Consider the following 7,352-nt stretch of genomic DNA (forward strand, 5'->3'; position numbering starts at 1 on the left):
GAACGCCTCCCCCCATCACGTTCCGGCAGAAATCCTGCAAGTAACCGATATTCCCCGCACCAAAAGCGGCAAAATTGCGGAACTGGCGGTACGCAATATTATTCATGGGCATCCGGTAAAAAATCGGGATGCCTTGGCGAATCCTGATGCGTTGGAGCAGTATTATCGTATCAAAGCGTTGATGAGTTGAAACTTGGGCAATTTTCCATATACCAAGCCAATATTAAGGAAAGAAGTTGATACTTTTTATGATCTACCAATTAAATACCGATAACTACCAAATTGGTATTTAATGGGTAAGGTGTTAAAATTAAAGTTATAAACCGTGTACCTCCAATCAACATACTATGCATATCCCGATTTCGCCACCCGAATATAGCGAATTGCTCGAAGAGATTGTAAAACAATCTTCCCCCAAACGGCTCATTGATATATTTTCCTCCAGAATTTCTCCTGAACCTAAAGGAAAGTACTATCACTGGGATAAATTAAGGCATCTTTCAGATGCACCAAATGGACTAAACCACAGGGAGTGGTGGTTTGGGATCAAATCGGCAAGACAGTCTCTTTATCAGGCACTGCCCCACAAGGCAAAAAATGGTTCTTCCTTTGTCTACGCCGAAACTAATTCAATGCGGAGTTTATTGCATAAGATCGATTTACATGGCGGGGGAGAATTAAAGTCAACTGCCCAAGTAGCAAACCCTGCTACACGAGATAGCTATTTGATCAACTCTTTGATTGAAGAGGCGATTACTTCAAGCCAACTTGAGGGTGCTGCTACGACTAGGAAAGTAGCCAAAGAAATGCTACGTGAAAAACGGCTGCCAAGAGACCGTTCAGAGCGAATGATTGTAAACAACTACACGGCAATGGAATTTATAAATGAAATCGGCAATGAAGATTTGACTCCTGAAATAATCTTAAGACTACAAGAAATTCTAACAGAAAATACTTTGGATAACGAAAACGCTATCGGCAAATGGCGCGGCAATGACGAAGTTTATGTGGGTGATGAAAGGGACGCTACAATCCTGCATATTCCCCCAACCTATAAAGAAGTGCCTAGCAGAATTGAAAAAATCTGTAATTTTGCCAATGACAGAAACCAAAATGAGTTCCTTCACCCCGTGATTCGGGCCGTTTTACTGCATTTTTTATTGGCTTATGACCACCCATTTGAAGACGGAAACGGACGCACTGCCCGTGCATTGTTCTATTGGTCAATGCTTCGGCAAGGATATTGGACAATGGAATTTGTCTCAATTTCTAGAATACTCAAAAAAGCACCAGCCCAATATAACCGTTCGTATTTATATACAGAAACAGACCAGGATGATGTAACTTATTTCATCCTGCATCAGTTGAAGGTTATTTTGCGATCGATTGAAGAACTTCTTGAATATTTGAAGAAAAAATCTGACGAACAACGAGATTTAGAAAGCGTAATACATAAATCCACAACATTGCAACAAACACTAAACTATCGCCAACTTGCTGCATTAAACAGAGCTTTAAAATTACCCAATACAATTTTTACAGTAGAAAGCCATCGAGGGTCACATAATGTAACTTATGACACGGCTAGAACTGATTTGTTGCTGTTAGAGAAGTATGGGTTGTTTAATAAATCCAAAAGAGGGCGTGCTTTTATTTTTATGGCAACGGGAGATTTACGGGAAAAATTAGCAAGTCTTTCTTAGCCGGAATAACAACTGAATTCTTACCTACGGCATTTCAATATGGGCTTGTATGTATTTGGGTAAGAGTGGAGGTGGTTAACGCTTTAATGAACCGCCACCAACTCCCGTCTTTGCTCTTCCAAACCATCCCAAAATGCAGCAACGCCGTCCAGCATCTCATTGCCATAACGGATAAACCCGTCTTCATCCAGTTCCAGGGTGAAATACAGTTCCTCCAGTTCTTCCTGGGTATGGGCGGCATGTTGGCATTCCAGTTGGTCGTGCCAGATAAAAAAGCCTAAAGGCAAGTGCGTTCCATTCCGTTCAGTAAACAGGTGGAAGCCCTTGATTAATTGCCCCCAGAATCCAGCGGCGGCCCAGTTTTCTACGGCATAGCTGGCGGCTTGGGAAATTTGGTAGTCATCACCCCCATAAAGCCGAATCAGTTCATCGCAGAAAAACAGGGTAGGTTTTGTTCCATGTTTGGGTTGGCCTATGTCGGCAAACGAAAGACCAAGCTTCTTGGCAAGGTTATACAACCATTCAAAATGGCCTGCGCCAAAATGGAAAACACCGCCTTCTATGCTGCCTTCCGTAGCGCCAAGATTGTCCCCGCCGCTTGTCTGCCTAGTCGATTTGAACCGTACACCGATTTCATTCGCCAGAATTTCTTTTGATGCCCGCATACTTTCCAGCGTATCGGCATGGATCATCTTATGCAATTGGGCGATCAGGAACTGATTGGAAAACACGGAGAATTGGATGATAAAAGCCTTGATTTGTGCCAGACTCTGGTCGCCATGTTCAAACCATGCCGCGTAGCGGTTGTCGGTAATGACGCGATGCTTTAGCAGTTCGTTGTTGATACGCTGTTGAAATTTGAGGAACCGTTTTGCTTTATCGAAGGAATACTCACTTCGCCCTTCACTGAGTGCAATCAGTGATGGCGTTGTCAAGCCTTCGATATGATGCTTGTGTGCAAAATCGGCTAATAGGTCGTTTAGCATGATGCACCCCCGGTAAAGGTTGCGATTTGTTATCGCTTTGACATAAGCCAGATTGGATAAGTTTCAGGCGTTAAAGTAGTGAAACTTAATAATAAGGTTCGAGTCTGACTGTCTATATAATGAAAGCGGAGGCAGTGCAATGAACAGTGCAGCAAATCCGGTTGGGACAGATGGCTTTGAATTCGTCGAATATACCGCGCCGGATACCCGTGAGTTAGAACGATTATTTACCCTGATGGGTTTTGCCGCCATCGCAAAACACCGTTCCAAGGATGTAGTGCTTTATCGGCAGGGGCAAATTAATTTTATCATCAACCATGAGCCGGACAGTTTCGCCCAGGCTTTTGCGAAAGTGCATGGCCCGTCTATATGTGCGTTTGCAATCAGGGTTAAAAATGCCGCCCAATGTTTCAACCGTGCCATCAAATTGGGCGCCCAGCCCTATCAAGGCCATATCGGCCCGATGGAACTCAACATTCCGGCAATTAGGGGCATAGGCCGCAGCCTTATCTATCTGGTGGATCGTTATGGCGAAGAACACTCCATTTATGACGTGGATTTTATACCGCTGGAAGGCGTGAATCTACGACCTGTAGGCGTTGGGCTGACTGCTATCGACCACTTGACCCATAACGTTTACCACGGGGGCATGGACAAGTGGGCGGAATTCTATCAATGGTTGTTCAATTTTCGTGAAATCCGCTATTTTGACATCCACGGTAAAGTGACTGGCTTGAAATCCCGCGCCATGACCAGTCCTTGCGGCAAAATCCGTATCCCGATCAATGAGCCGACCGATTCCAAATCGCAAATCCAGGAATATCTGGATGTCTACCACGGCGAAGGTATCCAGCACATCGCTTTGTCTACCGACGACATCTACGCCTCCGTAGAACAATTGCGGGCTAGCGGTGTCCAGTTTATGGATGTCCCCGATACTTACTACGACACGATTAACGAACGGATACCCGGACATCACGAGGCATTGGAGCGCTTGTGTAAAGACAGGATATTGATCGACGGCGATCCCGCCGTCAGTACCGGGCTGTTATTGCAAATATTCACCAATACCGTGATCGGCCCCATATTCTTTGAAATCATCCAACGCAAGGGTAATGAAGGTTTTGGGGAAGGTAACTTCCAGGCACTCTTCGAAGCCATCGAACGTGACCAGATCAAACGGGGAGTGATCTGATGCCCTGGATCAATATACCCAAGGTGGAAGGAATTGCATCCCGGCAGGCGCATACTGACTTGCCAGCAAATACTTTCGAGCGGGAATTAAGCAAGGAAGGCTTTTATGGCCCCGCCACCCAGATGTATCACCGTCACCCACCTACGAGTTGGTTCATGGTTGAGGGTTTGTTACGGCCTCACGCTTTTGACACAAAAAAACTGGCGATTTTAGGAAACTGTCCTTGGGATGCGGCTCTGCTGTTCAGCAACCCCAATACACAAATACGCTTTATGAAGTTGGAAAACGACATGGATCATTTGGTCAGGAATGCCGACGGCGATGAATTGATCTTCGTACATCAGGGCGTTGGCGAGTTGTATTGCGATTACGGTCATTTAAGTTTTAGCCAGGGCGATTATGTTATGTTGCCGCGTGGCACGATGTGGCGTATGAGCGTGAGGGAGCATGTCAGCGCATTGCTGGTTGAGGCGACTAATGACAGTTACCGCTTGCCGGAGAAAGGCTTGGTCGGCAATCAGGCGATTTTCGACCCGGCTATTTTGGACGTACCAAAGATTGATGAAGTATTCATCGCCCAGCAAAATGAAACGGAATGGAAGGTGGTGGTGAAAAAACAAAACCAACTTAGTACGATCACCTATCCGTACAATCCACTGGATGCCATCGGCTGGCATGGTACGTTGATGCCAGTACGCCTTAATTGGCGCGACATCAGGCCGTTGATGAGCCACCGCTACCATGTGCCGCCTTCAGCCCATACCACCTTTACTTCCATCCGTTTTGTCGTCTGCACCTTCGTACCAAGACCTTTTGAAACTGACCCCAACGCATTGAATGTGCCTTTTTTCCACAGCAATGATGATTATGACGAACTGATTTTTTACCATGCCGGCCAGTTTTTTTCTCGGGACCATATCTACCCCGGCATGATGACATTACATCCCAGCGGCATCCCGCACGGGCCGCACCCGAAAGCATTGAAAAATGCCGAGAACAAACGCGGAACCATGACGGACGAAGTGGCGGTGATGATCGATACCCGTGATACGCTTGAAATATCCGAACAGGCCAAAGAGATCGAGTGGCTTGGTTATGTGGATTCCTGGAAATGAAACTGGCCACCCTTAAGATGGGCGACCGGGACGGTATTCTCATTGTCGTTAACCGTGAACTCACCAAAGCGAAACTTGTTCCCCATATCGCATTGACGCTGCAAGCCGCACTGGATAACTGGAGCGAAGTTGAACCTGAACTGCAAAAAACTTATCGCCTAATTAACGAAGGCGTGGGTGACTGTATCCCATTTGATCCCTACCGAATTGCCGCCCCGTTGCCCAGGGCTTACCAATGGCTGGACGGTAGCGCTTATTTGAGCCATGTCGAACGGGTGCGGAAAGCGCGTGGCGCAGATATACCAAATAGTTTGTTCGATGATCCTTTGATGTATCAAGGTGCTTCGGACAATATGCTGGGGGCTTGTGATCCAATTGAAGTCGCTAGCGAAGATTGGGGTATCGATTTTGAAGCCGAAGTCGGCGTGATTACCGATGATGTGGAATATGGGATTCCTATCAATAATGCTGCCGCCCATATCAAGTTGGTTGTATTGGTTAACGACGTTTCATTGCGAAACTTGATTCCTGATGAACTGGCCAAGGGCTTTGGCTTTCTGCACGGCAAACCGGCTAGCGCATTTTCGCCAGTGGCAGTAACTCCCGACGAACTAGGGCTAGCTTGGAAAGATTCCAAATTGCATTTGCCTTTGACAGTCCGTTGGAACGGGCAGTTATTTGGCAATGCAAATGCCGGTGTCGATATGCAGTTCAGTTTTGCCAGCCTGATCCATCATGCCGCCAAGTCTCGAAAACTGACTGCCGGGACTATCATCGGCTCCGGTACGGTTAGCAATTATGATTTAACAAAGGGGTATTCCTGCATTGTTGAAAAGCGGGTCGTTGAGATCATAGAAACCGGTGCGGCCATTACGGGATATTTAAGATTTGGAGACAAAGTAAGGATAGAAATGCTAGACACACAGAGGGACTCAATCTTCGGAGCGATTGAGCAGGAGGTCAGACCGTGTCGGTAATCCTGTACAGTTATTTCAGGAGTTCAGCCGCATACCGAGTACGGATTGCGTTGAACCTGAAAAATATCGACTATGAAACTCATCCTGTTCACCTGCTCAAAAACGGCGGCGAACAATTCAATGCCGATTATCTTGCACTGAATCCACAAGGACGGGTACCCGTCCTTGTGGTGCAAAATACGGTATTGTCCCAATCGTCCGCGATTATCGAATATCTGGAAGAAACCTTCCCAAACCCTCCGTTGCTGCCTACCAATCCCATTGAACGCGCTTATGTCCGTTCGTTGGCTCAGATTATTGCCTGTGATATACATCCCCTCAATAATTTGCGGGTGTTGAATTATCTAAAAAGCATATTAAAAAGTGACTTTCAACAAGCTTGGCGCAGCCACTGGATAGAAGAAGGGTTTAGCGCCCTTGAACAGCTACTGCATAAAAGCGATTACTGTGGACGGTGTTGTTATGGTGACACACCCGGTATGGCCGATGCCTTCCTAATACCGCAAGTCTACAATGCCCAGCGTTTTGGATGCGAAATGAACAGCTTTCCGTTAATTAGCGGAATCTATGAAAATTGTATGCAAGAAACTGCTTTTTCCATTGCCGCACCGGAAAATCAGCCTGATACCGAAACTTAATTTTCTCAGCTAATAGGAGATTTTACGCACTGCCGGTAATGTGCGTATTGTTGTGCACTATTTTCGCAACGCTTACCTAAACGGGTTCTCTCAAGGCTACCACCAGCATAACAAACAACCTTGGCGTGGGGTATTAAGCAAATCCAGCTGGATTCCATTCACCCATCATCTTTTGGCGTGCAGCATCCAGGCGCATCGACATCAAAGCTGCAAATTTCTTTAACAGTTCGTAGCCGAATCTAGGCTCCTTCTCACATCGCTCCAGTATGGTAGCACCATCAAACATGAGCAATTCCGAGTCTTCTTCAGGCATCGCTTGAAAAGTCCATTTGAAGGGTGGTATTAGCCAAGACCAGCCCAAAACCTGGTCTTTTCCCAGTTTTTGGATCTCTAGGTCAGGGCCAATTATCGCAGGCATTTGTATGGAGATACGACCGCTACGGACAATATAAAACTTGTCGGCGTTTTCGCCTTGCTGAAACAGGATCTGTCCTTTTTTGATGGCACACTCACACAGGAATTGTAACAAGTCTTCGTTGAGACCGAAAAAAAACTCGTGAGACGACAGGTACTCGGCAGTTGATTGATCGTTCATTATAAACCTCCATAATGCGTTAGTTACGAGGGATATTAATATTGAGGTAGTGGCTAAATTTTAAATGATAAGTTACATTATAAATTTGCCATAAGCCCATGATAAAGATGACAGTGAAGCACAAATGCCGTTCTTGCCAAAGC

8 protein-coding genes are annotated in these 7,352 nt (G+C 46.1%); 6 read left to right on the forward strand and 2 right to left on the reverse strand.

Annotated features, from left to right (window positions below):
• A partial coding sequence (locus ABL924_RS17015; RefSeq protein ID WP_349028291.1) for a hypothetical protein occupies positions 1 to 190 on the forward strand: 190 nt, incomplete at its 5' end.
• A 157-nt stretch (positions 191 to 347) separates the two neighbouring features.
• Positions 348 to 1,703, forward strand: coding sequence for a Fic family protein (locus ABL924_RS17020; RefSeq protein ID WP_349028292.1), 1,356 nt, complete (start codon positions 348 to 350; stop codon positions 1,701 to 1,703).
• A gap of 83 nt (positions 1,704 to 1,786) precedes the next feature.
• On the opposite strand, the gene ABL924_RS17025 is transcribed toward ABL924_RS17020, so the two are convergent.
• Entirely contained in the window at positions 1,787 to 2,689 is a 903-nt protein-coding gene (locus ABL924_RS17025) for a hypothetical protein (protein ID WP_349028293.1), read from the reverse strand.
• Between the two features lie 139 nt (positions 2,690 to 2,828).
• On the opposite strand from ABL924_RS17025, the gene hppD reads away from it, so the two are divergent.
• From hppD to maiA, 4 genes are read left to right on the forward strand one after another with little or no spacing between them, the layout of a single operon-like run.
• Positions 2,829 to 3,884, forward strand: coding sequence for a 4-hydroxyphenylpyruvate dioxygenase (gene hppD, locus ABL924_RS17030; protein ID WP_349028294.1), 1,056 nt, complete (start codon positions 2,829 to 2,831; stop codon positions 3,882 to 3,884).
• On the forward strand, positions 3,884 to 4,999 hold the full coding sequence (locus tag ABL924_RS17035) for a homogentisate 1,2-dioxygenase (protein WP_349028295.1): 1,116 nt from the start codon (positions 3,884 to 3,886) through the stop codon (positions 4,997 to 4,999). The genes hppD and ABL924_RS17035 overlap by 1 nt, the downstream gene beginning before the upstream one ends.
• The gene (locus ABL924_RS17040; RefSeq protein ID WP_349028296.1) at positions 4,996 to 5,976 is read left to right on the forward strand and encodes a fumarylacetoacetate hydrolase family protein; all 981 of its coding nucleotides are present in this window, start codon (positions 4,996 to 4,998) and stop codon (positions 5,974 to 5,976) included. The genes ABL924_RS17035 and ABL924_RS17040 overlap by 4 nt, the downstream gene beginning before the upstream one ends.
• Complete coding sequence (gene maiA, locus ABL924_RS17045) at positions 5,967 to 6,614, forward strand: maleylacetoacetate isomerase (protein ID WP_349028297.1); 648 nt, start codon at positions 5,967 to 5,969, stop codon at positions 6,612 to 6,614. Before ABL924_RS17040 ends, maiA begins: the two co-directional genes overlap by 10 nt.
• 133 nt (positions 6,615 to 6,747) lie before the next feature.
• On the opposite strand, the gene ABL924_RS17050 is transcribed toward maiA, so the two are convergent.
• Positions 6,748 to 7,209, reverse strand: coding sequence for a cyclic nucleotide-binding domain-containing protein (locus ABL924_RS17050; protein WP_349028298.1), 462 nt, complete (start codon positions 7,207 to 7,209; stop codon positions 6,748 to 6,750).
• Positions 7,210 to 7,352 lie beyond the last annotated feature (143 nt).

The organism is Methyloglobulus sp. (genome assembly GCF_040079455.1).
Taxonomy (GTDB): domain Bacteria; phylum Pseudomonadota; class Gammaproteobacteria; order Methylococcales; family Methylomonadaceae; genus Methyloglobulus.

Bases quoted from the DNA above. Each gene is read 5' to 3' on its own strand.
- ABL924_RS17020 (WP_349028292.1), top strand. From the start codon at position 348: ATGCATATCCCGATTTCGCCACCCGAATATAGCGAATTGCTCGAAGAG.
- ABL924_RS17050 (WP_349028298.1), bottom strand. From the start codon at position 7,209: ATGAACGATCAATCAACTGCCGAGTACCTGTCGTCTCACGAGTTTTTT.
- ABL924_RS17040 (WP_349028296.1), top strand. From the start codon at position 4,996: ATGAAACTGGCCACCCTTAAGATGGGCGACCGGGACGGTATTCTCATT.
- ABL924_RS17025 (WP_349028293.1), bottom strand. From the start codon at position 2,689: ATGCTAAACGACCTATTAGCCGATTTTGCACACAAGCATCATATCGAA.
- ABL924_RS17035 (WP_349028295.1), top strand. From the start codon at position 3,884: ATGCCCTGGATCAATATACCCAAGGTGGAAGGAATTGCATCCCGGCAG.
- hppD (WP_349028294.1), top strand. From the start codon at position 2,829: ATGAACAGTGCAGCAAATCCGGTTGGGACAGATGGCTTTGAATTCGTC.